We start from the raw sequence: 23,776 nt of genomic DNA, 5'->3' as shown, positions 1-23,776 counted from the left end.
TCCAGACGAGCTCCGCATAGCCGAAAAGTGGCGCGAGAGAACCGAAACAGAGAAGGCCACCGCGAGGTGGCCTTCTACAAGTCAACGATGAACGTCTGGTGAAACTCAATCCTTGGCCGCGTCCATCACACCCTCTTCAGAGTGTTGGGGCAGGATCAGGTTGAGCAGGATGGCGGCAACAGAAGCCAGGCCAACACCGGCCAGCGCGAAGTCGCCAATCTTCATCTCCAGCGCACCGACACCGACGGTCAGAGTCACGGCGACGATGGCGATATTGCGTGACAGTCCCAGATCCACCTTGGATTCCACCAGCGTCTTGAGACCGATGGCAGCGATGGATCCGAACAGCAGCAGCATGATACCGCCCATCACCGGCATGGGGATGGAGGTAAGCAGCGCATTGAACTTGCCGAAGAAGGCCAGAATGATGGCAAACACCGCAGCCCATGTCATGGTGACCGGATTGAAGTTGCGAGTGATCATCACGGCACCGGTCACTTCGGCGTAGGTGGTCACGGGTGGGCCACCGATGAAACCGGCGAAGCAGACGCCGATGCCGTCACCGGCCAGCGTACGGTGCAAACCCGGATCCTTGGTGTAATCCTTGCCAGTCACGCCACCAATCGCCAACACGCCACCGATATGCTCGATACAGGGGGCGATGGCTACCGGCAACATGAACAACGCAGCAGCCCAGTTGATCTCCGGGGTTTCGAAGTGGGGCAGCGCCAGCCAGGGGGCGTTCACCATGCCATCGAAACTCACCTGGCCCATGAAGACCGCCGAGACATAACCGGCAATCACGCCGCACAGGATGGGGATCAGCTTGATCCACCCCTTGCAAAACACAGCTGCAATCAGGGTGACCGCCAGCGAGATACCGGCCAGTGTCAGCGCAGTCCCCGCAGGTACCACCTGCTCACTACCGGCACGGCCCATCGCCATGTTGCAGGCAACCTGCGCCACAGAAAGACCTATGACCATGATCACCGGGCCAATCACCACCGGGGGCAGCAATTTGTGCACAAACCCCATCCCTTTTGCCCGGATCAGCGCAGCCAGAATGAAATACATGAAACCGGCGGCAAACAGGCCAAACATGGTGGATGGCAATCCCCAGGTCTGGGTGGCGTAGATGATGGGGGCGATGAAGGCAAAGCTGGAACCGAGGAAAATCGGGACCTGGCGGCGGGTGCAGAGCTGGAACAACAGGGTGCCCACACCGGCGCCAAGCAGGGCCATGGAGGGGTTCAGTCCGGTGAGCAGGGGCACCAGAACCATGGCACCGAAGGCGACAAACAGGATTTGCAGCCCGGCGACACTTTGCTTGACTAAGGAAAACATGGATGTCCTTAATTTTTTGATAACTGATGGGGATATTTATCACTTTTCAGTCATCACAAGACTTTTTCAAGGCACAAAATGAACACAAATACGTCACCTGTTACCTTTTACTGCTTGGGAAGGGCATGAAACTGGCTTTTTAGGCGGGATTCGTTGCTACAAGCATCGAGTATGCGATTTTACGCATTATTGTGACGAACGCCAATCGTTTTTCCATCATGTTTATTGTGTTCATGGTCAAAGATGCCACCGCCAGGGGGCGCTCTATAATGGATCCTGTGAATCAAGATGGACAAGGAGTCCCCATGTCACAGCCCCCATTCAAGGCCAGCCAGCGCAGATTGCTTATTGGCTCGGCCATCGCACTCGCCCTGTTTGCAAACCCGTTCAGTTATGATTTCGCCCACAATGAGTGGCAAATGAATCAGGCCTATGCCAAGTCCTGCTTTATCGCCGGCACTCGCATCACGATGGCCGATGGCTCCACCCGCCCCATAGAGACGCTCCGGGTCGGTGAACGAGTGCTGGATCAACACGGCGGCAGTAACCGGATCCTGGCGGTCGAACGGGTCATACTGGGCAAGCGCAGACTCTACGGGATCAATGATCTGCCCCCGTTCTTTACCGCAGAACACCCTCTGCTGACCACGCGGGGCTGGGCAGCCATCTCACCGGCCATGACACGAACCGAAAACCCGCAACTGGCAGTGCTGCCGCTATTTACCGGCATGCAGATAATGTGTCGCCCGGCACCTGTCATGGTGACGGGCAATCTGGCCCTGCAATCCCAGCCGGAATTACTGCTGGTTGAGTCACTCTGCTGGATCGAGGCGCCTCCCACTACCGCACTCTTCAATCTGCTGCTCGATGGCAGCCACAGCTACATCGCCAATGAGCTGATCGTTCACAACAAAGATGGCGATGGTGGCAGTGGGGGCAGCAGTGGTGGGGGCAGCAGCAGTGGTGGTGGCAACAGCGGCGGAGGCAGCAGCAGTGGTGGTGGCAACAGCGGCGGAGGCAGCAACAGCGGCGGAGGCAGCGACAGCGGCGGTGGCAGCGACAGCGATGGGGTCAGCGATGACAGTGGCGGCCAGGGCGAGCATGCCGGCGGAGAGCAGCATGGTGGAGGTGAACGGCATGCTGGTGGAGAAAAACATGCAGGGGGAGAACGCCATGGGGGTGGCCGCGGATTTGGCAATGGCGTTGATGACAACGGTGTAGATACCGTCGATGCCAATGGCAACAAGCTCAGAGGTGACGGCACCATCGATGACAACGGCGTGGATGCCGTCGATGCCAACGGCAACAAGCTCAGAGGCGATGGAACCATCGATGACAACGGCGTGGATGCCGTCGATGCCAACGGCAACAAGCTCAGAGGTGACGGCACGGTCGATGACAACGGCGTGGATGCTGTCGATGCCAACGGCAACAAGCTCAGGGGTGATGGCACGGTCGATGACAACGGCGTGGATGCCGTCGATGCCAACGGCAACAAACTCAGGGGTGATGGCACGGTCGATGATCGCCAGCAAGTGCTTACCGATGAGCAGGAGCGGGCGCTGCTCAACAACGGCTTTAGCCAACAGGGGCAACCATGATGCGATATCTGTTACCACTCCTCCTGCTCGGCCTCGCTGGCTGCGCCACGGTCGACACTCCGCCGCTTTACCATCAGATGGATAAGGCCGATGTTCAACTGGCCAATCAGGCACTCGCCAAGGCGCTGGAAACCCGCACCAAAGGGCAAAGCCTCACCTGGTTCAATCCGGCTAACCGTCACTCGGGTAGCGTCACCCCGCTACGCACCTTCCGCCATACCAGCGGGGAATGGTGTCGCGACTATCGCGAGCAACTCTATATCGGCAAGGCGAGCCAGCAGTGGCAGGATACCGCCTGTCGCAATCAGCAAGGGCGCTGGCGGCCATTGCGAACTTAGTGAATGCCACGGGGTAAACGAAAGGGGGTAGCAGCGCTACCCCCTTGTCATCTTTACCGACCCGTTATCCGAGCGGTGAATACGCGGTTATACCCGACGATAGGGCAGGTAAACCGGCTCCCACATGTGGTTGAGGATATGCTGCTGCAGATCCTGACCGATCAGCGGGTGGGAGGGATCCCGACGCACGATATCCTTGAGCACGGCGGTCGCCACATGCACCGAGATGCTGCGCAGCTCGCGAATGCGGGGATAGACGGCCCCTTTCGCCAGATCCACCTCACTCACGCACTCGGCCAGCGCAAAGGCGGCGGTAGTGAAGACATCGGGCGTGATCTCGCGGATCTGGCTGACGATGGCCGCCAGACCTACACCGGGGAAGATAAAGACGTTATTGCCCTGCCCGACCCGGAACTCCTGCCCCTCGTAGCTCACATCCTTGAACGGGCTGCCAGTCGCAACAATGGCTTTGCCCTTGCTCCAGCGGTAGATATCCTCCGGCAGCGCTTCACAGTTGGCGGTCGGGTTGGAGAGCGGGAACACCATGGGGCGCTCGCAATGCTGCAGCATCAGCTGGATATGCTCTTCCTGGAAGGCACCGCCCGAACCGCTGGTACCCAGCAGCACGGTAATGGGCACATGACGCAACACATCGGCCAGATTGGCCTTGCCGGGCACCTCGGTATCCCAACCCGCCAACAGCAGCCCAGGTTTGGCGTAGCGACGCTTGTACTCGTCGAGCCCGTCCCGGTTATCGCACACCAGCCCCTGGGTATCCAGGATGTAGATGCGATCGCGGGCCGCCTGCGGATCCATCCCCTCGCGGATCATCCCCGCGCAGATTTGATCCGCCACGCCGACCCCACCGGCGCCAGCGCCGTAGACCAGATAGTTCTGCTGGCCCAGGGTCTCCCCCTTGACCTTGACCGCGCCGATAATACCGGCCAGCACCACGGCACCGGTGCCCTGAATGTCATCGTTGAATGACGGCAGTGCCTGCTGGTAGCGGGCCAGATTGTTGAAGGCATTGGATTTGCTGAAGTCTTCCCACTGCAGCACGGCATTGGGGAAGTGGCGCTTGACCCCCTGCACAAACTTGTCGATGAACTCTTCGTACTCCTTGCCGCGAATACGCTTGTGCGGGCGGCCCAGATACATGGGATCATCGAGCAGTTTCTGATTGTCGGTGCCCACATCCAGCGCGATGGGCATGCAGCAGGCGGGGTGAATACCGGCACCCAGGGTATAGAGCGCCAGCTTGCCGATGGGGATGCCCATGCCGCCGACCCCCTGGTCGCCGATCCCCAAAATGCCCTGGCTGTCGGTGACGACTATGATGCGGATCGATTTGGCATCGAAGTGACGGGCCTGACTGCCCATGTCATCCACGTTGTCCGGGGTGATGTAGAGGCCGCGCGGCTTCTGGAAGCGGTGGCTGAACTCCTGGCACGCCTTGCCCACGGTCGGGGTATAGATGTAGGGAGTCATCTCCTCCACATGGCGTGACAACAGGGCATAAAACAGGGTTTCGTTGCGATCCTGCAGGGCACGCAGGTTCTGGTACTTCTCGATATCGCTGCAAGCGCTCTTGAACCCCTCATACACTCGCTCGAGCTGGGCTTCAAAAGTTTGTACCTGAGGCGGCAGCAAACCATCAAGATCAAAATCGGCCCGCTCCTGTTCGGTGAAGGCCGTGCCCTTGTTGAGGTATCGATTGTTAAGCAGATCAGTGCCGGTCAGTGCAACGGGGCGAAAATCCTGTCCCTGTGCATCTTTCCACAGCAGATATTGTCCGGTAGCCATAGTCATTCTCTTTGATTTACGTGAAATTGCCGTTCGGCAGGAGAGCAAGACTCATAATGAAATCAATCATATGACGTTTACTCGATCGGTTTTGTGAGCTTGGGCATACCCTGCGGCCAAAATAGGCGCCTGGCGGCCCCGGCGAGACAAATATCCACGGCAAGGAATGAGACTCATGTTAGCATTGCGGGCAACCCAGCCCCTTTCACCGCATCACAGCCGGGAGTGACCTGATGCCCTCGCCTCTGCCAGCCTGCGTCCCCTTCTTTCTGCCATGCGCCTGATCCCGCTGCTTGCTCTGTGGCTATTTCTGACCTGCCAGTCGGCTCTCGCCGCACCGGGCCGGGTGCTCAACATCATCGTGGGTGAATGGCCCCCTTTCGTCTCCGAGCAGTCAAAACAGCACGGTCCAGTGGCCCACCTCATCAGCGATCTGTTCAAGGAGGCGGGCTATCAGGTGAAGTTCCACTTCGCCCCCTGGGGTCGGGTCTATTCGCTGGCGGCCAACAGCCAGCTCTACGACGCCACCGCCGTCTGGATGCACAAACCGGAGCGGGAGCAGGATTTTCTGTTTAGCGAAGCGGTGCTGCAGGAGCAGTTTGTCTTCTTCTCCCTCAAATCACGGCAGCTGCAGGCCGAGCGCCTTGAGCAGATCATCGGCATGCGGTTGGGGGGCGATATCGCCTATAGCTACGGGCCCGAGCTGGACAAGATGGTGGCCGATGGCAAGGTAACCCAACAGAAAGTCACCGACGTGAAACAGAATTTCGGCAAGCTGCTGCGCGGGCGGATTGACCTCTATCCGCAAGAGCTGCGAGTCGGTCTGGCCGAGTTGCAGAGCCAGTTCGACCCCGCCAGCGCGGCACTCATCACCCACAGTCAGACCCCTTTTCTGCGCAACGACAGCTTCGTGATGTTCCCGCGCAAGATGCCGGATTCAGCCAAACTGCGGGATCAGTTCAATCAGCAGTTGCAGCAGACCATCGCCAGCGGACGTTATCAGCGCTACTTCGAGCGACTGGCCCGGGGTGAATATTGACCTTGGCGAGGCAAAAACAGAGAGGATAAAACAACGGTGGCAGCCCTTTGTGGCCACCACCTCTGTGATGCTTGTCAGCGGCCGGCATTAGCCGCTGATGCCCACCTCCAGCTTGAACGACGTCTTGGCCTTGCTGCTCTCGGCAGCCCCCATCTGGTAGACCCGAATGGTATAAGTGCCCTTGGCAGGCAGGGTTGCCTCAAAGTTGTTCCCGTCACGCGAGCCAACAAAGATCGCCTCCCCCTTGCTGCCCGGCGGCAAAATATTGAAGTAGGGCTTGCCGGTCAGGATCACCACCATGCTCTGGCCCTTGTTGGCCGTCAGCTTGTAATCGAGGGTCTGGCTACCTTGAATAGTGCCGTTGATAGTCGCCCCTGACTCCCCCTTCTTGAACTGCACCTGCTGGGTCTTGATCCCGTCAGCCGCCTGCGCCACGCCCGCAATACCACCGAAGAGCGCAGATGCACATACCGCTGCCAGCCATGCTTTTCTCATCATTTGTCATCCCTTGTGTGAATGGAACCCCTGTTACTGTTGCTCAAGGTGGCCCAAAAAACCATCGCCGTTTGCGGCATCGTTCAATCAATTTGCCATCACCATCGACCCGCCATCAAAAGGGGCGCCGCAGCGCCCCTTCTCTTTACTCTTTGTCGACCATCAGCTTGATTTCCCCGCCTTGGGCTCATCGAGGGTGTGCTTCACCTCTTCATACCAGAGGTCGTGGTGCTCCTTGGCCCAGGTCTCGTCCACCTCGCCGGTCACCATCCCCTCCAGCGCCCCTTCCAGCTGGAACAGGCCCATGTAGATATGGAAGATAAAGCCGCAGATAAGGATCAAGGCGCCTACGATATGGATAAAACTGGCCCACTCCATCTGGCGGCGCAGCTGGCCGAAGATGGGGAAATCGAGGAACAACCCGGTCGCCACCACAATGCCGCCAAACCAGATCAGCAACCAGAAGATCGCCTTCTCGCCACCGTTGGAGAAGCCAGCCGAGGGGTGGCTTCCCTTGTGCTTGCCGAGCATGCCGCCAAACTTCATGAACCACTGCACATCCACCATGTTGACGATGTTGTGGCGGAACCACTTGATGAGCACCCCCATCAGGCAGAGGAAGAAGAGCGGCCCCACATAGTTGTGGAACACCTTGGCAAACCAGATCCAGTTCTCCCACACCCCGAGGCTCACCACCGGCTTGATGAAGTACTTGCCGTAGATGATGGCCAGCCCCGACCCGGACAGGGTCAGAAACATGGCCGCCGTGGTCCAGTGCAGCGCTCGATCCAGCCTGCTCCAGCGCTTGAGCTTGCGCCCGGTGCGCGGCTTGGAGAGCTTGGTCTGCCCCACTACCAGATACATCAGGCCGCACATGGCAAGCGATCCGAAGATGGCGATGGCACCCAGCGGCGACACCCACTTGGTCTTCACCTCGAACCAGAGCTGGCCCGGCACCGAGATAAGCACCCCGTGCTCCGGCGAGCGGGAGGTGGTCACACCCTCCTGCCCATCCTTCACCGCCCGCCAGTAATCGGCGCCGGCAAAGCCGACCGTCTCTTTCTCGGCATCGGCGAAGCTTGCGGTACTCACCAGCAGCAGGGCAGCAAACAGGGCCATTAGCCAGGTTTTCATGCCGCCCCTCCCTGCTTGTTCAGCTTGCTGGCGTCGTGGAACAGCTCATCGCCGTTACCCCAGGCCGCATCCTTGGCACCGCGATAGGCGACCCGCTCGCGGAAGATGTCGGAGATGACCTGCGCATCCCCTGCCAGCAGTGCCTTGGTGGAGCAGAGCTCGGCACACATGGGCAGCTTGCCCTCGGCGATGCGGTTGGCACCGTACTTCTGGCGCTCCGCCTCGCTGTGATCCTCTTCCGGGCCGCCGGCACAGAAGGTGCACTTGTCCATCTTGCCCCGATCGCCAAAGGCGGCGGTCTTCGGGAACTGGGGCGCCCCGAACGGGCAGGCAAACAGGCAGTAGCCACAACCGATGCAGAGATCCTTGTTGTGCAGCACGATGCCGTCGTCGGTGTGATAGAAGCAGTCGGCCGGGCAGACCGCCATGCAGGGGGCGTCGGTGCAGTGCATGCAGGCGACCGAAATGGAGGTCTCCCCCGGCAGGCCGTCGTTGAGGGTCACCACCCGGCGGCGCTGGATGCCCCACTCGAGGGCATCGTCGTTCTCGTTCTTGCACGCCGTCACACAGCCATTGCACTCGATGCAGCGCTTGGTGTCACACATGAATTTCATTCTGGCCATGGGATCAGGCTCCTACTTTGCGAAAACGGCACAGGGTGACCTTGGTCTCCTGCATCTGGGTGACCGGGTCATAACCATAGGTGGTGACTATGTTGACCGACTCCCCCAGCACATAGGGGTCAGACCCTTCCGGATATTTGGATCGCAGATCCTTGCCCTCGAAGTGGCCGCCGAAGTGGAACGGCATAAAGGCGAGCCCCGGCTTGACCCGCGGGGTCACCAGCGCCTTCACCTTGACCCGGCCCCCTTCCGGCCCCTCGACCCACACATCCTGACCGTCGCGCACGCCGACATCGTTGGCATCCGCCGGGTTCATCTCGACGAACATCTCCTGCTGCAATTCAGCCAGCCAGGGGTTGGAGCGGGTCTCGTCGCCGCCCCCCTCGTATTCGACCAGACGGCCGGAGGTGAGGATGATCGGGAACTCCTTGCTGACATCCTTCTCCTGCACCGAGGCGTACTGGGTCGGCAGGCGCCACAGGCTCTTCGAATCAGGCCAGGTGGCGTAGTCGGCCAGCAAGTCGCGGCGCGGGGTGTAGAGCGGCTCGCGGTGCTTGGGCACCTGATCCGGGAAGGTCCACACCACGCAGCGCGCCTTGGCGTTGCCATACGGCACAAAGCCGTGCTTGATGGCGACCCGCTGGATACCGCCGGAGAGATCGGTCTTCCAGTTCTTGCCCTCGGCCTCTTTCTTCTCAGCTTCGGTCAGCTCATCCCACCAGCCGAGCTGCTTCATCAGGTCGGCAGTGATCTCGGGATAACCGTCTTCCACCTCGCTCCCTTTCGGCCAGGAGTCTTCGGCGAGCAGCGAGACGCCCTGATACTCGATGCCGAAGCGGGCGCGGAAACCACCGCCCCCTTGCGAGACCGGAATGCTGGTGTCGTAGAGGATATGGCTGCCGGGATGTTTCATCTCCGGGGTGCCCCAGCAGGGCCAGGGCAGACCATACACTTCGCCACTAACCGGGCCACCCTCGGCCTTGAGGTTGGTCTTGTGGAAGGTGTGCCAGTTCTGCTGGTGCGCCTTGAGCCGCTCCGGGCTCTGGCCTGTGTAACCCACACTCCACATACCGCGGTTGTACTCGCGGGTGATGTCTTCCAAGAGCGGCTGGTTGTTCTCCACCTTGATGTGCTTGAACAACTGGTCGGCAAAACCGAGCTTCTTGCTCAGCAGATACATGATCTCGTGATCGACCTTGGATTCGAACAGGGGTTCTATCACCTTGTCGCGCCACTGCATGGAGCGGTTGGTGGCGGTAACGGAACCATAGGTTTCGAACTGGGTGGTGGCCGGCAGCAGGTAGACGCCGTCGGTGCGATCGTTCATCACCGAGGCAACGGTGGGATACGGGTCGACAATCACCATCATGTCGAGCTTTTGCATCGCCTTCTTCATTTCCGGGCCGCGGGTCTGGGAGTTGACCGCATGGCCCCAGTAGAACATGGCGCGGATATTGGATCCCTGCTCGATGAGATCGGCGTTCTCCAGCACCCCGTCCACCCAGCGGGAGACCGGAATGCCGTTGTTGTTCATCGGCAGCTTGCCGTTGTAGGCCTTGTTGTCGAAGCGGGCCTTGATCCACTCGTAATCCACATCCCACACCCGGGCCCAGTGCTTCCAGGAGCCCTCTTCCAGCCCGTAGTAACCGGGCAGAGAGTCGGAGGTGACGCCAAAGTCGGTGGCGCCCTGCACGTTGTCGTGACCGCGGAAGATGTTGGTGCCCGCCCCGCTCTTGCCCACGTTGCCGAGGGCCAGTTCGAGGATGCAGTAAGCACGGGTGTTGTTGTTGCCGGTGGTGTGCTGGGTACCGCCCATGCACCAGACCACGCAGCCGGGGCGGTTGTCGGCCAGCAGCTTGGCGGCGCCATGGACCTGCTGTTCGTTGAGGCCGGTTACCCGCTCCACTTCCGCCGGAGTCCAGCGCGCCACCTCTTTTTGCACCTCGTCCATGCCGTAGACGCGGGTGCGGATGAACTCCTTGTCTTCCCAGCCGTTCTTGAAGATGTGCCAGAGCATGCCCCAGATAAAGGCAACGTCGGTGCCCGGACGCAGGGAGAGGTACATGTCCGCCTTGGCGGCAGTGCGAGTGCGGCGCGGGTCAACCACCAGGATCTTGCAGCCATTGCGCTCTTTCGCCAGCAGGATGTGCTGCATGGCGACCGGGTGGGCCTCCGCCGGGTTGGAGCCGATAAACATGATCGACTTGCTGTTGTGCATGTCGTTCAGGCTGTTGGTCATGGCGCCGTAGCCCCAGGTGTTGGCGACGCCAGCGACCGTGGTGGAGTGGCAGATCCGCGCCTGGTGATCCACGTTGTTGGTGCCCCACAGGGACGCCATCTTGCGAAACAGGTAGGCCTGCTCGTTGGAGTGCTTGGCGGAGCCGAGCCAGTAGACGCTGTCGGGGCCGGACTCCTTGCGAAGGCGCAGCACTTCGTTGCCCACCTCTTCGATGGCCTGATCCCAGCTGATGCGCTGCCACTTGCCGCCCACCAGCTTCATCGGGTACTTGAGGCGACGCTCACCGTGGCCGTGCTCGCGCAGGGCCGCCCCCTTGGCGCAGTGACCGCCAAGGTTGAAGGGGTGATCGAAAGCTGGCTCCTGACCGGTCCAAACACCGTTCTGCACCTCGGCATAGACGCCGCAGCCCACCGAGCAGTGGGAACAGATGGTGCGCTTCACCTCGACCGGCACCTCGGCCGCCACGGTTTTGGCCTCGGCCCGCTGCATCATGGCTGGGGCCAGCCAACCGGCCGCCACGGCGCCACCGGCCACCAGACTTGAGTTGACCATAAAGGCACGGCGGGTCAGTCCCTGGCCGCGAATGGCCTGATTGCCCTGCTCACCCGCCTGGGGCTGCTCGGCACGTTTTGTCAGTTTCATGAGTTCTCCTTCACTGATCCGGCTCAGTCGGTGCCGCGCAGGGTGCGATAAAAGTCGTGAACATGGGGGGTCTCCCGATAGCCCTTGTCAGGCTCGGTGTCGTGGGTCAGCACCTCTTTGCCCACTACCCGACCGGTGGCACCGGCCAGCACGCCTATGGTGGCGACCACGCCAACTCCCTTGATCAGATTGCGGCGGGACGGGTCTTTCAGCTGTTCATCGCTCATTCTTGTGACCTCTGTTGTTGTTCTTGCTGGCGCCTGCGCGCCAGCTTCGCGTCCAATGGGATATCTCGTCTGCTCGTTTTGTTATGCGCAGCTCTTGTTATGCGCAGATAGGGGCATTCAGCCCGGCACCACGCAGGCGCCAAACGGCAGGCGCAATTCGTTTTCCAACTTGAAGAAATCTTCGGCAAGGGCGCCGACCGCCCGGTAGAAGCTACCCCCCTTCGCCTGTTGCTGATCGCGGCAGCAGGCGACTACCCAAGGGGCAAGGTGGCGCTCATAGAAGCGGTTGCGATCCGGGTGTTGCTCGGCGATCAGTACAGCCATCACCTCACAGAGGGCGGCGAGATGATCTTCCGGCTCGCACACCCCGCTCTGGCGCTCGAAACCAAGCGACTGCAGATCTGCGCGCAGCACCGCCAGCGGCAGCTCCATCAATGAGCCGGTGAGATACCAGGAGGCAAACGGCACAATTTCACCGCGCCCCAGCCCGATAAAGAGCTCCTGATACTCCTCGGCAAGCTCGTTTTCGTGGTGGCTGCTAGCCGCCAGCTGCACCAGCCCGAGCCCTCTGGCAAAGGGGCCCGGCATGGTCTGCAACCCTTGCAGCCAGGCGAGCTGTTCGCCACGGGGGGCGGCGCGCCAGAGGCTTGCCAGCAGGGCGTAGAGATCGGCGCTGCTCTGTTCCAGTTCGGTCATGGTCAGTTCGCCAGCCTTTTCGTTATGTTGTTCACTCATCACTGGCCCTCACACCTTGAGCTGGGAGACGGGATCCGCCGCCAGCGCTGCAAACACATCCTTGACCCGGCAATCCTCACACATCAGCAGCCGCTGGGCGGCCTCGTTCTGGAAGTGGGAGTGACCGGCCAGTTTTTGCTGGATGCGGCGGATCATCGAGGCGGGCGCGAACGGCTTGGAGCAGCGAATGCAGCAGGCGGCCTCTTCGGCTTTCAGGCTCTGCACGGCGCGGCGCGCCTCGGGCACGGGTTGCAGGCGGGGCATCAGCACGATGGCCTGCTCGGGGCACGCCTTTTCGCACATGCCGCACTGGATGCAATCCTGCTCGATAAAGTTAAGGCCTGGCGTGTGCCCAACCGCATGCAGGGCGCGGCTCGGGCAGACCGCCACGCAGCCCATGCAGAGGGTGCAGTCAGATTCTTTCAGCTCCACACTGCCGTATGGGGCGCCGTGAGGCACCGCCAGCGGCTCGCGGCTCCCTTCGTTGGCCTGCCAGAGGGCATCGAAGGCGGCAAACAGGTTTTCCCGTTTGTCTCCCTTAAGCGGCTTCTCCAGCAGGGCAACGGTTGGCAGGCCGGAGATCGGCTTATCTTGCTCGGCATCCGGGTTAAACAGGGCGATGCGATCGGCAGCGAGACCGGCGCCCGCCAGCAGCACGGCGGCGCTCGCCAGTTCCCGCTCAACCAGTGCACGGACGCTTGCGGGGGCATCGTCACCCAGCGCAATGCGCACCGCACTGGCGCCATAGGCGAGTGCGGCAAACCAGCTCTCGATGCCTAAACTCGCGCTCTCCTCCACCCAGACCGGCAGCCAGTTGGCGGGCAGGCGGGTGATCTCGGCTTCCACCCATTCGCGCTCGTTTTCACCGGCGATCAGCAGTCGAGGCACTTCGCCGCCCGCCTCCCGATAATGCTTGAGCAATCGCAGCAGGTAGTCGCCGCTGGTGTTGGCATCGGGCTGGTGATAGGCAATCGCCCCGGTCGGACAGGCCGAGGCACAGCTACCGAAGCCCTGACAGAGATGGGGATCGATCTGGATGCGACCATTGATGGGCTTGAGGGCATCGGTCGGACAGACATCGAGGCAGCGGCTGCAACCGGGCACGCCGCGGGCGGTAAAGGCGCACGCCTCGGGGTCGAGGCGAAAATAGCGCGGCTTGTCGAAAATACCGGTCAGCGCACAGAGCTCGGTGAGCCGTTCGGCCAGCCCTTGGTCATCGGAAAGATGCAGATAACCGACCGGCGGGCGCTCCAGTGCAAAGAGCGGTGCGCGACCCAGATCGGCCACCAGATCAAAGCGCGGTTCGCTACCAACAACCGTTTGTTGTGGAAAGCAGAGCGCAGCCAGATTAACCCGTTCACCCTGCCCATTGAGGCCAATGAGCTGGAACTGCCCCAGATACCCTGTCAGGCTCGGTTCGCGCAGGGTCAGGGCCGCGAGGGATGCGGTGGCATCAAAGATGGCTTCGAGATCGGCCGCCTCGGCATCGTGGACCGCTTCGCTCACCAGCAGGGTGGGCTTCACCCCGGCGGGCAGCAGGCTGGCGGCGCGGCGAATGCGATCTTCCGGGCCGACCAGCAGCAGGCGCCCCTGACTCTGGTAAGAGACAGTGGCCGGGATCAGGTTATCGGTCTTGACCGTATGCTGCAGGGCATAGGCGCGCGCGCGCGCGTTATGCGCGGCCGCCCCCGCCTCCCCCGCCTCGTGGGTCAGATTTGGCAATGTTTGTTCAGTGCTCACATACGCTCCTGTGCGCGCCACCTCATGGGATGGGCGCTTGTTGGTAAGCCGAGAGAGCAAGAGGCGAGCCAACTCCCCCGGGAAAAAAGTGACTGACAGGGAGTCAGGATCCTGAGGGTTCCATTCCCCCACCTTTGGTTGGGACATTTTGTCCACCACAGGAAACCAAAATGTCCCGATCGTCGGTGTGGGTTTGAGAATGGTTATCAGCCAGCTCGTCGGCGGCAGGTTCGCTGGCAAGCGCCAGCGGTTCAGCAGACCCGCTGGCCGAGTTGGCCGATTCGCTCTCCTGGGCGGTTACCTGATCCACCAGCCAGTTACGCAGCCCGGCGGTCAGGGCCGCGGGCAGCAATTCGGGCTGACTGAAATCCTGGGTGTAGTCGTCGAGCCCATCCGGTTTATGGCTGCGAAACATGGCCCGCAGCGCCTCCTTGTCAGGAAGTTTTGGCTTGCCCGGCTGGGCTGTTGTTAGCGGCGGTTCGCCACTCTCTGCCCCCTCAACGGCAAGAGGTTCACAGCTCCCCTTGTCAGTGCTGACTACTGGGCTATCCAGCGCAGTATCTGGAGTTTTACCTTCGCCACAGCCTTCGATGGGGGCGGCAACAGCCTCGGGGCTAACCTCTTCCCGTGGCCGCAATACCTGATGCTTGCGCGCCTCACTCTTGCGAGACGACCAGCGTTTGAGGAACTCACTCATGGGCGCGATTTCCGCTGTCACTGCCACGCTCGCGGCCATCGGGGCCGGTGGCTTTGACTGCGCCGCAGTTGGCTTGATCTACCGTATCGACACCGAGCTGATCCTGCGCCCGTCCCTTGCCCTTTTTGCCCTTGCGACGGGCCTCCAGCAGCTCGCCGTGGCGGCCGATAAAGGCCTCCACCCAGGCTTGCAGCGCCTCGGGTAGCGGGCAGGAGAGCACCTGCCGCTCGCCATCCATATAGGCGGCGGCCACGGTCTGGCTCAGGGTCAGACCATCGGCCACAAAGCCACTGTCCACGCGGCTTCCGGTCACAAAGAGGCGGGGCGAGCCGGAGCTCAAATTGAAGCGATAATCCCCCCGCTCATCGCGAAACAGGGTAAGGGGCAAGGCACCGGCAGCCTCGGGCTCGGCGGGATGGAGCGCCACAATCTCGAAACGGCGGCTCTGCCAGCGGCCAACCTGGCTGTCGATGGCCTTTAACTCCAGTTGCAGCCAGCGCTGCGGGGGCAAGGTATTGGTTGTCTCTTGCACTGTCACGGCTCCCATCAGAAGGTCTCTGCCGAGCCGCCCTCCCCCGTGAGCCACCCCGTTTGGGGCGGATCACAGCAGGAGACTTATGGCGGCTACGGCCATCAATGGGATAAGACATAGCAAGAGTGGGGCCAAGGCAGGTTTGGTAGTTGATGGAGGCATTGCTGCGGGTTGGCGGGTTGGCGCGTTGTGCGGGATATGGATCGACGCGGACGTAGGTTGGTGCTGAGCGCAGCGAAGCCCAACATACGGAGTCAGACCAATCCGCCATAACCTAATCAGCAGGGATGGCAATAATCGAATAACTCTGAATTATCCGATTATTGCTTTGATAAGGCTGTTCGCGGTAAACGTTGGGCTTCACTTCGTTCAGCACCAACCTACAATTCATCCCAACATACGAGATGCTCGCCACAGAGTGGCCTATAGCATTTTCCATAAAGTCAGCATAATCGCCAAACTTCCAATCACATATGGGCCAATAAGATCCAAATTCTCTCGATACTTAAAAAATGCTGAAGATTGATATTTTAATTCATGCGAAAGCAACTTAATATATTTTTTACGCGTCCATTTGCCATTAAACTTTGTTAATTTAATCAACTCTTCAAATTGATGCGTCTCGCCATCTTCATCTATGTGATAGGAGGGGAATATTAGTGCCCTTTTAAATATTCCAGATACGTAATATTTAGATTCTTGTATACCAGGCTCATCGCTCCCAGAAAACTCCACAGCAGGCCCTAATAAACCACGCACATCTTCCATAACAACGTCATAGTAAAACACATTTCGGTCTTCAAGCATTCGACCAGACCATAGATTGTAAAGCTCTTCATGATAACTATGTGCATATGCGTAGTAACGAATTAGAAGGTACACAACCGACAAAAGTAAAAAAACATTCAAGCCAGACTGATTTTCAAATTCAATTTTGAATATAAATGTATTTGCTTCTTTGAATGTCGCACCAGTAAAGTCAATGGCTAACATCAAAACAGATAGTAAAACTAATAATTTCCTTTTACTCTGTAAGCCTGCATCTTCATCAATCCTCTTCCTATAACTCAATAAATTTTCGCTTAACATTACGAACCTATCACCCTTGCTTTTGTAAAATCAAACACAAACAAATTTAATATTTAAACCTAATAAATAAACCTTATCATACGAACTCATACAGAACCCAATAAAAAGTGATATTTTGATCGTTTTTTGCAAAACACAATATGTTTACCTACAACAATATTTTTCTTTTAACAATCTGGAACAAAACTTGCTGTATCCCTCCCCTTAGATCCCGGCAACCGGTCGCGAGGGGCCCATGACACCGACCTTTATCAAAAGCAATGCTGCCGCCCAGCTCACCATGGCCGTCGAGGTGATGGATGAGCAGGGCACAATGAACACCCGCCAAATCGCCTGCGAGCGGCCACTGACGGTCTACCTCAACTGGAAGGAGATCGTAACCCTGATGACGCTGGGGGCCCGCCCCGAGGCGCTGGTGCTGGGTTATCTGAAAAATCAGGGCTTTATCGAGGATATTGCGGCCATCGAGTCGGTGATCGTCGACTGGGAGAGCGAGGCCGCCGCCGTGGTGAGCAGCCAGCAGGCCGCCGATCTCGACAAATCCTTGGAGAAGAAGACGGTCACCTCCGGCTGCGGTCAGGGCACCATGTATGGCAGCGTGATGAAGAAGCTCGAAGGGGTGGTCTTGGCGGCGCCCGAGCTTAAACAGAGCACCCTCTACGCCCTGCTCAAGGCGCTGTCGGCCCATAACGAAACCTACAAGATGGCCGGTGCCGTCCATGGCTGCGCCATCTGTCGCGGCAGCGAAATCCTCTCCTTTGTCGAGGATGTGGGGCGCCACAATGCGGTGGATACCCTGGCGGGCGAGCTCTGGATGCGCGGCGAGAGTGGCCATGACAAGATCTTCTACACCACCGGGCGGCTCACCTCGGAGATGGTGATCAAGGTGGCGCAGATGGGCATTCCGGTGCTGCTGTCGCGCTCCGGCGTCACCCAGATGGGGCTGGATCTGGCCCGCCAGCTCGGCATCACCATGATTGCCCGCGCCAAGGGGCGCCATTTCGAGGTATTCAGCGGCCACGACCATATGGTGCTGGACGAGAAGCCGCCGGTGCTGGCGCCCGGTTCAGCCGGTCGCGGGATGCGGGACTAAGCAATGAACGAATTTATGAACGTCAAGCAGGTGGCGGAATACCTCGATCTCAACGAGAAGAAGGTCTACCAGCTCGCCAACGAGGCGCGCATCCCCGCCACCAAGGCGACCGGCAAGTGGCTGTTTCCCCGCTCCCTGCTCGATCGCTGGCTGCTCGGCAGTTGCCACGAGGGGGTGATGAACGACCGGCTGCTGCTGGCAGGCTCGGACGATGTACTGCTCCACTACGCCAGCAGCCGCTTGGCCCAGCAGCTCGGCACCCAGGCACTGGTGGGCTACACCCCGTGCGGTACCCGTCAGGGGCTGGCGATGCTGGCACGCGGCCATGTGGATCTCTGCGCCATCCACTGGGGGCAGGCCGAGGAGGCGCACCTGCGCCACCCGGCACTGGTGCAGCAGTATCAGGGCCACCGACAATGGGTGATCGTTCATGGATTCAGGCGGGTGCAGGGGCTGGTGCTGCGGCAAGGGCTGCAACCCAAGGAGGCGAAAGAGGCGCTCGACTGGCGCTGGGCCATGCGTCAGGAGGGGGCTGGCAGCCAGCGCGCCCTGCAGGAGTGGCTGCAAACCCAGGGGGAGTCGCTGACCCGGCTGGAGCGCACCCTCGAGGTCAACAGCGAGCGGGAGCTGGCCGCCGCCATCAGCCGTGGCGATGCGGATGTCGGGCCCGGCGCCCAGAGCACAGCCACCGAGTTTGGCCTCGGCTTTATGCCGCTGTCGCAGGAGTGCTTCGATCTGGTGATGCCGCAGGGGGTCTTCTTTCGCACCCTGCTGCAACAGCTGATCGGCTGGCTGCAATCCCCCGAGGGGCGCGAGCTGGCGGCTCGCCTCGGCGGCTATGACCTGACCCAGAGCGGCAAGCTGGTATGGAGTCCGCAGTAAATAACCACTCCCCCACCGACAAAACAGCCCGCCAACCATGTTGACGGGCTGTTTTTATCACGGGCCTTTTTATAACAGCATCAATCGCTTGTCTCACGACCCTCGGCATTGAGGGCGATGCGCCACCCTTCCAGTTTCGCGGGCTCGCTGCCGCTTGGCAGCAGGGCGTGGCTGCGCAGCCGCACGGTAAAGCAGCTCCCCTGCCCCGGGGTGGAGTCCACCAAGAGCTCGCCGCCCCAGCGGCTGATGATGCGGTGACTCAGGGCCAGCCCCAGTCCGGTCCCGGTGGCGCGGGTGGTGAAGAAGGGGTCGAAGATCTTGTCCATGATGGCGGCGTCTATGCCGCTACCGTTGTCGATCACCCGCACCTCGGCCCCGCGCAACTGACCCAGTTCATCGACCCAGTCGCGGCTCTCGACCCGGATCTCCCCCTGCTCCCCCAGCGCGTGACTGGCATTGACCAGGAGGTTGATCAGCACCTGCAATAGCTGCTGGCGATCCGCCTCGATGGGCTGCTGGGCCCTGAGATCGGCCACCAGCTCCACCTGCTGCTGGCGCAGGGCGGAACGCACCAGAGTCAGGCTCTCCTCGATGATGGGGTTGAGGTGCTGCCACACCGGCGCCGTCTCGTAGTCGCCGGGGCGCGAATATTGCAGCAGGCTGCGGGTGATGGCACGAATGCGCTCGATCTGGGCCAGCACCAGTGCCAGCTCCTCGCTGACCGGCTCGGCCGCCTCCCCCAGCTCCAGCTTCATCAGCTCCACATTGCCGAGGATCACCGCCAGCGGGTTGTTGATCTCGTGGGCCACCCCGGCCGACAGCTCCCCAAGGGCCGCCAGCTTCTCGCTGATCAGCAGCTGCTGGCGCGCCTCGGTCAGCATATGAATATGATCTTCCAGCTCCGCAGTCTTGAGCTCGAGACTTTGGGTGCGCTCGGCCACCTTCTGCTCCAGCTCATCGGCGCTACGGGCCATCTGCTGCTGGTGCGCTTCTTGCCTGTCCAGCATGGCGTCGAACTGGCGACCGAGTTGGGCCAGCTCGTGGTCGGGGTCGAGGGCCAGCGGGCCGATGCGAGCCGACTCCCCGGCCTGCACCTGCCGCACTACCTTGTGCATCCGCTCGATGGGGGAGAAGAGATCCCGCGCGCCGCGATAGACCAGTAGGCCGGAGAGCAGCAACAGCAGCACCACACCAGAGCCCAGCTCCACCAGATTGGTGAGGTAGGTGCGGATAATGGGCCACTCGAGAAAGCCAACATAGAGCATGCCGAGCCGCTCGCCCCTGGCTCCCAGCAGCGGCTCGTAGCCAGAGACATACCAGGCGTCGTGGACGAAGGCGCGGTCAACCCACATCTCCCCTCGCCCCAGTACTTGCTCGCGCACCGGCGGCGAGACCCGGGTGCCCACCGCCCGACCCACCTGACGGCTACTGCTGACCGGTACGTTGGTGCTCACCCGCAGATCGTCGAGAAACAGGGTGACAGTGCCAACGCTGCCATCTGGCAGGGTATTTTTGGCAAACACCTGACCCTTGAGCTCATCCACCAGCCGGGTGCTGCCGTTGACAAGCTCGCCCCCCTCCAGCACGGCCCAAAGGGAGCCGTCGCGGCCCATCACAGGGGTCAGTGACAGGCTGATCAGTCCCCTGTCCTCCACCACCCTGGTGCCATCCCGCTGCCACAGCACGGCCCGTTTGGCCAGTTGCGGAGAGAGGGCGAGCATCTCCTGCTGCGACCAGACCACAAAGTGACTGACGCTGCGCCCGGCCGTGAGGGCGGCGCGCTCCTGCGCCGTCAGCTGATCCAGCTCGGGGCCACGGCGCAAGCGCAGAAAATCGAGACCATAGTTGGCCGCCAGCGGCATCACCCAGTCATGCAACTGATCCGGCGATTCCCGCAGCCGCAGCTGAAAGGCCCAGGCATCGCGCAGATGCTCGAGATGCTCGGTCTGGCGCTGCTGCTGCACCGTGATGGCGTGGTGGGCCACCCCAAGATCGCTGCGCACCGTGGTGAGCAGGTTCTGCCAGCTGTAGGTGAGGGTCCAGTAGAGGGTGAGCGCGATCATGCCCACCAGGGTGAGCATGATGGGCACCGAAGTAAGCAGCAGCAGACGCCAGCGCACCTTGGTGCGCACGCAACGAGGCAACAGGGCGCGCATGCAGTGGGAGAGCAGGGTCAGTTTCATCGCCACCCCATCCAGTCAGCCTTCCTCATTCGATGGCCCACTCCTTGAACTTGCGATCCAGCGTCTTGCGCGCCACCCCGAGCACCCGGGAGGCAGCCGACTTGTTGCCATCATGGCTGGCCACCACTTGCAGAATGTGGGCCTTCTCCACCTCCGCCAGCGGCCATGCCAGCGGGTAGCCCTCCTCGCTCGTGCCCTGTTCGGCGGGCTTGCTACTCTGCCAGTAATCCGCCGGGGGCTTGCCCAGCAGCAGGCAGCGTTCGATGAGGTTGCGCAGCTCCCGCACGTTGCCGGGCCAGGGGTAGGCCTGCATCGCTACCACATCCTCGTGGGTCCAGCTCAAGGAGCCCATCCCCATCTCGGCGGTGAGCTGGCGGGTAAAGTGGTGTACCAGCGCGGGGATATCGTCGATCCGCTCCCGCAACGGGGCCACCGGCAGCGCCACCACGTTGAGGCGATAGAAGAGATCTTCGCGAAAGCGGCCCGCCTCCACCTCGGCCTTGAGGTTGCGGTTGGTGGCGGCGACGATGCGCACATCCACCGCCAATTCGCGCTCGGCACCGACCGGGCGGATGGCCTTCTGCTCCAGCGCTCGCAGCAGGGAGGCCTGCATGGCAAGGGGCATTTCGCCGATTTCGTCGAGAAACAGGGTGCCCTGATGGGCGACCCGAAACAGGCCGTCGCGCCCCTTGCGGGCGCCGGTAAAGGCCCCCTGCACGTGGCCAAACAGCTCGCTTTCCAGCAGCTCTGGCGCGATGGAGGCGCAGTTGAGGGGCACAAAGGCCCCCATCCGGCCAGAGAGTTGATGCAGGGCGCGGGCCACCAGCTCCTTGCCGGTGCCGGACTCCCCCTCCACCAATACGGCGGCATTGGAGGGCGCCACTCTGGCGATGAGCGTCTTGAGCTCGCGGGTCTTGGCACTGTCGCCAATCAGGGTGGGCGGGAACAGCTTGCTCACCTCCCGGCGCAGCAGCAGGTTCTCCCGCTCCATCTGACGGCGCTCGATGACTCTGTCCACCGCCTGCACCATCTGATCGAGGTTGAAGGGCTTGAGGATAAAGTCGCTGGCGCCGAGGCGCAGCGCCTTGAGGGCGGTCTCCATATCGCCAAAACCGGTCATGAAGATGATGTCGCTGCGGCGAGTGGCCGGGTCGATGGCCTCGTGCCACTCGATGCCGGAGCGCCCAGGTAGCCGGATGTCGGCGATGATAAGGTCGAAGTGAAGGCGGCAGCGCAGGGCTTCCGCCTCCTCCACGCTGGCGGCAGTCTCAATCTGGGCAAAACGCTTGGCCAGCGCCTTGGCCAGAAAGCTGCGCATGCCGGGCTCATCGTCAACGATAAGCAGGGAGAGGGCAGACCAGCGGCTGGGAGGGAGTGTCATGGAAAAAAGTACCTCGGATGCACGTACGGTCGGTGAATGTCCCGATAACCGGAACCTTAGTGGGACATTTTGTCCTTACCGTATCAAAAGCACCAACACCAATTATTAAAAGCGATAACAAGCTCACCTAATTGATTTTAATAAGCTTCTGTTTTTAAACGGCAAACCGTGAATGCAGCGGCAAAGGAACAGTTTGGCACCCTGCTTGCTTACTCTTGCCCTCTCCTCATCCACCCTGAAAAAAGTTGCATCAAGATGACGATAAAAACCAACCTCAAACGTTTTGCCCTCTCCCTCGCCGCCAGCCTGCTGATCGCCGGTGCGGCCCACGCCGAAGCGGATACCAATGCCACAAAAGCGCCGATCCGCCTCGCCACCACCACCAGCACCGAGCAGTCCGGTCTGCTGGGCTGGCTACTGCCCCAGTTCACCAAGGAGACCGGTTATCCGGTGCAGGTAATGGCGGCCGGTACCGGCCAGAGCCTGAAGATGGGCGAAAATGGCGACGCGGATCTGGTGATGACCCACGCCCCCTCTGCCGAGAAGAAGTTCGTCGATGCGGGCTTTGGCATCGAGCCGGTACACCTGATGTACAACGACTTCGTCATCGTCGGCCCGGCCAAAGACCCGGCGGGTCTGGCCAAACTGCATGACGCGGCCAAAGCGCTGCAAGCCATCAAGGATAAGGGCCAGACCTTTATCTCCCGCGGGGACGAGTCCGGTACCCACATCAAGGAGAAGACCCTGTGGCAAGCCGCTGACGTCAAACCCGAGTTTGCCGGCTACAAATCCATCGGCCAGGGGATGGGCCCGACCCTGACCATGGCCTCGGAGCTGGGTGCCTACACCCTGACCGACCGCGGCACCTGGCTCGCCTACCAGAGCAAGCTGGATCTCGCCGTACTGCTGGAGGGTGACAAGCGCCTCTTCAACCCCTATCAGGTGATCCTGGTCAACCCCAAGCGCTACCCGGATCTCAACACCGAAGGGGCACGCACCCTGAAGAACTGGCTGATCTCCGAGCATGGCCAGAAGCTGATCGGCGACTTCAAGGTAGCCGGTCAGGCGCTGTTCGTAGCGGATGCCAACGGGAAATAATGGCAACGCTGACCGCTGAGCTGACCTTGATGGCCCTCCCCCGGTTCGCTGAGGGAGGCGCCTGATGCCGACCCTGCTCGACACGACCTTATTGACGGCCCTCGCCCTGCACGATGAGAGAGAGGTCTGATGCCGACATTGATCGACACGACATTGGCGGCCCTCGCCCTGCTGTTCAGTGGTGACACCGAACTGTGGCAGGTGGTGGGGGTCTCCTTCTCCGTCTCCTGCATCGCCCTGCTGCTGGTGCTGCTGCCCGCCTTGCTGCTGGGCTTTGCGCTGGCCTATCTGCCGCTGCCCGGCCGCTGGCTCTGGCTCTCCTGCATCAATACCCTGCAATCGGTGCCAACCGTGGTGATTGGCCTCTTGCTCTATATGCTGCTGTCGCGGGCCGGCCCCTTTGGCGACTGGAAGCTGCTCTTTACCCAGCAGGCGATGGTAGTGGGGCAGATGCTGATCGCCTTTCCGGTGATCGCCACCATGGCCCACGCGGCGTTTGTTCAGAGCGATCGGCGCGCCTGGGAGACCGCCCTGACCCTGGGGGTCTCCTGGCCCAAGGCGCTGATCGGCCTGATGCACGAGTGCCGCTTTGGCCTGCTGGCCGCCATCATCGGCGCCTTCAGCCGCATCGTCACCGAGGTGGGCTGCTCCATGATGGTGGGGGGCAATATCCTGCACTTTACCCGCAATATCCCCACCGCCATCGCGCTGGAGACCCAGAAAGGGGCCTTCACTCAGGGGGTGGCGCTCGGCATAGTGCTGCTCACCCTCGCCCTCTTGCTCAACCTGCTGCTGACGGCGTGCCGCGGCCACAGCTATCTGAAGAACTGACCATGCCCCCACTGTGTACCAACAGGAGTA

Annotated in this window: 21 protein-coding genes; 7 read left to right on the top strand and 14 right to left on the bottom strand. The window is 60.9% G+C overall.

Annotation, left to right across the window (positions count from 1 at the left end; translation table 11 throughout):
- Window positions 1-105: 105 nt before the first annotated feature.
- Window positions 106-1,344, bottom strand: coding sequence for a uracil-xanthine permease family protein (locus tag I6L41_RS01560; protein ID WP_108541026.1), 1,239 nt, complete (start codon window positions 1,342-1,344; stop codon window positions 106-108).
- A gap of 305 nt (window positions 1,345-1,649) precedes the next feature.
- Here I6L41_RS01560 and I6L41_RS01555 point away from each other — a divergent pair, with 305 nt between their 5' ends.
- Together I6L41_RS01555 and I6L41_RS01550 are read left to right on the top strand one after the other, a co-directional pair.
- On the top strand, window positions 1,650-2,945 hold the full coding sequence (locus I6L41_RS01555; RefSeq protein WP_216961502.1) for a Hint domain-containing protein: 1,296 nt from the start codon (window positions 1,650-1,652) through the stop codon (window positions 2,943-2,945).
- The gene (locus I6L41_RS01550) at window positions 2,942-3,283 is read left to right on the top strand and encodes an RT0821/Lpp0805 family surface protein (protein ID WP_064335766.1); all 342 of its coding nucleotides are present in this window, start codon (window positions 2,942-2,944) and stop codon (window positions 3,281-3,283) included. The genes I6L41_RS01555 and I6L41_RS01550 overlap by 4 nt, the downstream gene beginning before the upstream one ends.
- Window positions 3,284-3,370: 87 nt before the next feature.
- Here I6L41_RS01550 and I6L41_RS01545 read toward each other — a convergent pair whose 3' ends face one another.
- Window positions 3,371-5,086 (bottom strand): NAD-dependent malic enzyme, encoded by a 1,716-nt coding sequence (locus I6L41_RS01545; protein WP_064339679.1) that lies wholly within the window; start codon window positions 5,084-5,086, stop codon window positions 3,371-3,373.
- 274 nt (window positions 5,087-5,360) lie between these two features.
- Here I6L41_RS01545 and I6L41_RS01540 point away from each other — a divergent pair, with 274 nt between their 5' ends.
- Entirely contained in the window at window positions 5,361-6,125 is a 765-nt protein-coding gene (locus I6L41_RS01540; RefSeq protein ID WP_216961499.1) for an ABC transporter substrate-binding protein, read from the top strand.
- Window positions 6,126-6,212: 87 nt separating this feature from the next.
- Here I6L41_RS01540 and I6L41_RS01535 read toward each other — a convergent pair whose 3' ends face one another.
- From I6L41_RS01535 to I6L41_RS01490, 10 genes are all read right to left on the bottom strand, one after another.
- A complete protein-coding gene (locus I6L41_RS01535; RefSeq protein ID WP_236396759.1) occupies window positions 6,213-6,623 on the bottom strand; it encodes a DNA breaking-rejoining protein in 411 nt (136 codons plus the stop codon).
- 159 nt (window positions 6,624-6,782) lie between these two features.
- Entirely contained in the window at window positions 6,783-7,754 is a 972-nt protein-coding gene (locus I6L41_RS01530) for a formate dehydrogenase subunit gamma (protein WP_216961495.1), read from the bottom strand.
- Window positions 7,751-8,377, bottom strand: coding sequence for a formate dehydrogenase FDH3 subunit beta (gene fdh3B / locus I6L41_RS01525; RefSeq protein ID WP_005334799.1), 627 nt, complete (start codon window positions 8,375-8,377; stop codon window positions 7,751-7,753). Before fdh3B ends, I6L41_RS01530 begins: the two co-directional genes overlap by 4 nt.
- Before the next feature lie 4 nt (window positions 8,378-8,381).
- On the bottom strand, window positions 8,382-11,258 hold the full coding sequence (locus I6L41_RS01520; protein ID WP_216961492.1) for a formate dehydrogenase subunit alpha: 2,877 nt from the start codon (window positions 11,256-11,258) through the stop codon (window positions 8,382-8,384).
- A gap of 23 nt (window positions 11,259-11,281) precedes the next feature.
- Window positions 11,282-11,485, bottom strand: a complete 204-nt coding sequence (locus tag I6L41_RS01515; RefSeq protein ID WP_005303194.1) for a transcriptional initiation protein Tat — start codon at window positions 11,483-11,485, stop codon at window positions 11,282-11,284.
- A 117-nt stretch (window positions 11,486-11,602) separates the two neighbouring features.
- The gene (locus I6L41_RS01510) at window positions 11,603-12,220 is read right to left on the bottom strand and encodes a molecular chaperone (RefSeq protein ID WP_216961490.1); all 618 of its coding nucleotides are present in this window, start codon (window positions 12,218-12,220) and stop codon (window positions 11,603-11,605) included.
- Between the two features lie 9 nt (window positions 12,221-12,229).
- Complete coding sequence (locus I6L41_RS01505) at window positions 12,230-13,960, bottom strand: 4Fe-4S binding protein (protein WP_216961487.1); 1,731 nt, start codon at window positions 13,958-13,960, stop codon at window positions 12,230-12,232.
- 103 nt (window positions 13,961-14,063) lie between these two features.
- The gene (locus I6L41_RS01500; RefSeq protein ID WP_158112138.1) at window positions 14,064-14,657 is read right to left on the bottom strand and encodes a DUF3306 domain-containing protein; all 594 of its coding nucleotides are present in this window, start codon (window positions 14,655-14,657) and stop codon (window positions 14,064-14,066) included.
- Entirely contained in the window at window positions 14,650-15,204 is a 555-nt protein-coding gene (locus I6L41_RS01495) for a DUF3305 domain-containing protein (protein ID WP_216961484.1), read from the bottom strand. Before I6L41_RS01495 ends, I6L41_RS01500 begins: the two co-directional genes overlap by 8 nt.
- A gap of 408 nt (window positions 15,205-15,612) precedes the next feature.
- Window positions 15,613-16,278 (bottom strand): hypothetical protein, encoded by a 666-nt coding sequence (locus I6L41_RS01490; RefSeq protein ID WP_216961481.1) that lies wholly within the window; start codon window positions 16,276-16,278, stop codon window positions 15,613-15,615.
- Between the two features lie 235 nt (window positions 16,279-16,513).
- Between I6L41_RS01490 and I6L41_RS01485 the strand changes: the two genes are divergently transcribed.
- Window positions 16,514-17,371, top strand: coding sequence for a formate dehydrogenase accessory sulfurtransferase FdhD (locus tag I6L41_RS01485; RefSeq protein ID WP_107683650.1), 858 nt, complete (start codon window positions 16,514-16,516; stop codon window positions 17,369-17,371).
- Between the two features lie 15 nt (window positions 17,372-17,386).
- A complete protein-coding gene (locus tag I6L41_RS01480; protein ID WP_013723539.1) occupies window positions 17,387-18,253 on the top strand; it encodes a helix-turn-helix transcriptional regulator in 867 nt (288 codons plus the stop codon).
- Between the two features lie 80 nt (window positions 18,254-18,333).
- Here I6L41_RS01480 and I6L41_RS01475 read toward each other — a convergent pair whose 3' ends face one another.
- Both I6L41_RS01475 and I6L41_RS01470 read right to left on the bottom strand, forming a co-directional pair.
- Window positions 18,334-20,436 (bottom strand): HAMP domain-containing sensor histidine kinase, encoded by a 2,103-nt coding sequence (locus I6L41_RS01475; RefSeq protein ID WP_216961478.1) that lies wholly within the window; start codon window positions 20,434-20,436, stop codon window positions 18,334-18,336.
- A 25-nt stretch (window positions 20,437-20,461) separates the two neighbouring features.
- Window positions 20,462-21,817: a sigma-54 dependent transcriptional regulator gene (locus I6L41_RS01470; RefSeq protein WP_159144146.1), complete on the bottom strand. Its 1,356-nt coding sequence runs from the start codon at window positions 21,815-21,817 to the stop codon at window positions 20,462-20,464.
- A gap of 255 nt (window positions 21,818-22,072) precedes the next feature.
- Here I6L41_RS01470 and I6L41_RS01465 point away from each other — a divergent pair, with 255 nt between their 5' ends.
- Both I6L41_RS01465 and I6L41_RS01460 read left to right on the top strand, forming a co-directional pair.
- Window positions 22,073-22,915, top strand: coding sequence for a substrate-binding domain-containing protein (locus I6L41_RS01465; protein WP_216961475.1), 843 nt, complete (start codon window positions 22,073-22,075; stop codon window positions 22,913-22,915).
- A 129-nt stretch (window positions 22,916-23,044) separates the two neighbouring features.
- Entirely contained in the window at window positions 23,045-23,746 is a 702-nt protein-coding gene (locus I6L41_RS01460) for an ABC transporter permease (protein ID WP_019446238.1), read from the top strand.
- Window positions 23,747-23,776 lie beyond the last annotated feature (30 nt).

Origin of the sequence: Aeromonas sp. FDAARGOS 1411, assembly GCF_019047125.1 — a bacterium.
GTDB lineage: Bacteria > Pseudomonadota > Gammaproteobacteria > Enterobacterales > Aeromonadaceae > Aeromonas > Aeromonas veronii.
Note: the sequence above shows the minus strand (reverse complement) of the source record. Positions and strands in the feature narration are given on the sequence as shown.